Annotated in this window: 4 protein-coding genes; 1 reads left to right on the forward strand and 3 read right to left on the reverse strand. The window is 62.2% G+C overall.

Going from position 1 to position 2,329, the window contains the following annotated elements:
* The 3 genes from ADADOO_RS07555 to ADADOO_RS07565 all read right to left on the reverse strand — a co-directional run.
* On the reverse strand, window positions 1-436 hold a 436-nt coding region (locus ADADOO_RS07555; protein ID WP_511276369.1), incomplete at its 3' end, for a hypothetical protein.
* A 76-nt stretch (window positions 437-512) separates the two neighbouring features.
* On the reverse strand, window positions 513-1,283 hold the full coding sequence (locus ADADOO_RS07560; protein ID WP_511276371.1) for a M90 family metallopeptidase: 771 nt from the start codon (window positions 1,281-1,283) through the stop codon (window positions 513-515).
* Window positions 1,280-2,164 (reverse strand): DMT family transporter, encoded by an 885-nt coding sequence (locus ADADOO_RS07565; protein WP_511276372.1) that lies wholly within the window; start codon window positions 2,162-2,164, stop codon window positions 1,280-1,282. The genes ADADOO_RS07560 and ADADOO_RS07565 overlap by 4 nt, the downstream gene beginning before the upstream one ends.
* On the opposite strand from ADADOO_RS07565, the gene ADADOO_RS07570 reads away from it, so the two are divergent.
* Window positions 2,145-2,329 (forward strand): hypothetical protein (locus ADADOO_RS07570; protein ID WP_511276374.1); only part of this gene is annotated, 185 nt, incomplete at its 3' end. The two genes, ADADOO_RS07565 and ADADOO_RS07570, sit on opposite strands and share 20 nt — an antisense overlap.

Consider the following 2,329-nt stretch of genomic DNA (forward strand, 5'->3'; position numbering starts at 1 on the left):
TTTCGCTGTCCTCCCTGGCCTGCTGCGAGCGGACGATGTCGCTGATGTCGCGGAAGAACCATACCCGGCCCATGCCGTGTCCGTCATCGCCGCGCAGCGCGGCCGAATGACGATGGAGGGTGCGTCCATCCTTGAGCGGGATGTTGCAGTCGTCGTTCAGGCTTGGGTCGGCGTAAAGCGTGCGAATGCGCGCCAGAAAGGGGTCGCTGTCACGGACGCGGGCCAGCACCTGGTTGAGGATGGGCGTGTCGGAGGTGCCGATCAGGGCTTCGAGCGGCGAGGCCGGGCGGGGGATGTTCCACACCGCAAAAAAACGTTCGTTGATCGAGGCAATCGTATTTGCCGCGGTAACGACCAGAATGCCGTCCGGCGCCTCATTGAGGATGGCGCCATGCAAGGCGGCTGGGAAGGATACGCTGGGCGTTTCGACGGACATCGAACGGATGATTTCCAAGGCTAGTCGGTGATGACCGAACATCATACCCCTGTCGACAAGGGGGATTTTCCTCGCCCTAGCGCGCACCCGGTTCGGCCAATCGGCGGCTGAGCGGGTCCTGGCGGTAGTAACGGCAGAATAGGTGGTACAGCGCCGGGTATTCTGCGGCGACAAGATCAGGGACTTCGAAGAAGCTCTCCGAAAGCACGGCGAAAAATTCGGCCGGATCAGTGCTGGCGTAGGGGTCGATGGCGGTGTCTTCGTCATCGTCTACGCGTCGGCAAAAGTCGTCGTAGGCGGCGAAAAAGATTTCCTGCCACTCGCCTTCGCCGATGCCCGAATGCAGCGCCGGCATGCCGTCCGCTTCACCGTTGAGCATGTCCAGCTTGTGGGCGAATTCGTGGATGACCACGTTGTAGCCGTCGCCGGCCATTTGCACGTCGTGCCACGAAATGATCAGCGGACCGCCTTCCCAGGCTTCGCCGGAAAGCACGTCGGCGTATTCATGGACGACGCCGGATTCGTCCTCGATGCGCCGCGGCACGACGAATTCGTCGGGGTAGACGATGATGCCGACCCATTCGCGGTAGGCCGCCAGCCCGAGCTTGAGAATGGGCAGGCAACCCTGGGCGGCGATGGAAACGCAGATTTCGTCGGTCAGATCGAGGCCGCCGGCGGCGCTGAATTCCTTCTCGGCGAGGAAAGCCTCGGCTTTCATTTTTAGCTCTTTTTTCTCGTTGACCGTGAGATCGTCGAGAAAGGGCAGCGCCGCGAGGGTGCTCGCCCACAAGGCGTCGGGAATGGCCGCTGCCTTCTTGCCGCGCAGCCGGTCGAGCCAACGTTTCATTTTTTCATGGTCAGCCAGATGCCCGAGAAAATCAGGGCGATGCCGAAATAGTGGTACCAGAACGGAACTTCTCCGAGGAACAGGAAGGAGAGCAATGTCCCGAAAACCGGCATGAGGTGGATGAACAGGCTGGCCTTGTTGGCGCCGACTTCGGCGACACCCTTGTTGTAGAAAATGTAGCCGAGAAAGCTCGGGAAGAGGCCGACGTAGGCCAGCGCGGTCAGCGCGCCGAGGTGCAGGTTGATATGCCGGCCTTGCGCCAGTTCCCAGGCGTAAGCCGGGCCGAGGGCGCAGAGACCGATGGCGGTGGTGGCGCCGAGCATGAGCATGGGGTGTACGCCGCTCGGGCGCCAGGCCAGGGCGACGGTGTAGATCGCCCAGTCGAGCACGGCGACGAGCATCCAGACGTCGCCGACATTGAGGTTGAGATGGGCAAGCACGGCTAGGTCGCCACGCGACACGATGGTCAGCGCGCCGCACAGGGAAATGACGACGCCGATGCCTTCGGGCCGGCGCAGGTGTTTGCCGAGAAACGCCCAGGAGATAGCGATGGTGGCGATTGGCACGAAGGAATTGAGCAGCGCGGCGTTGGTCGCGCTGGTGTCCTGCAGGGCGATGTAGGCGAAGGTGTTGTAGCCGCCGACACCGAGCAGGCCGAGCACGAGCAGGGGGCGCCAGCCTTTTTTCAGCAGCGGCCACTGGGCTTTGAGGTGGGGCATGGCCAGCGGCAGGATCAGCGCAAAGGCGATGGTCCAGCGCCAGAAGGCGAAGCCCAGCGGCGGAATGTCGCCACGCGCACCACGGCCGACCACCATGTTTCCGGACCAGAAGAGCACGGTCAGGATCAGCAGCAAATAGGGGTTGGCGAACAGTTTTTTCACGGTCGCCGGATTATGCCTGATCGGGCCGTGGCTCGGGCTGTGTAGGCATGTCGCGGGCAATTTGGTGCCGGTCATACTGGCCTCGGGAGATCGGTCTTATAATTGCGGCATGGTTTCCGTCGTCCATTCTGTCGCCTCGCAAAGCGACTTCGAACAGTTCCTGAT

This window comes from Azonexus sp. (genome assembly GCF_036170495.1).
In the GTDB taxonomy this organism is placed as follows: Bacteria; Pseudomonadota; Gammaproteobacteria; order Burkholderiales; family Rhodocyclaceae; genus Azonexus.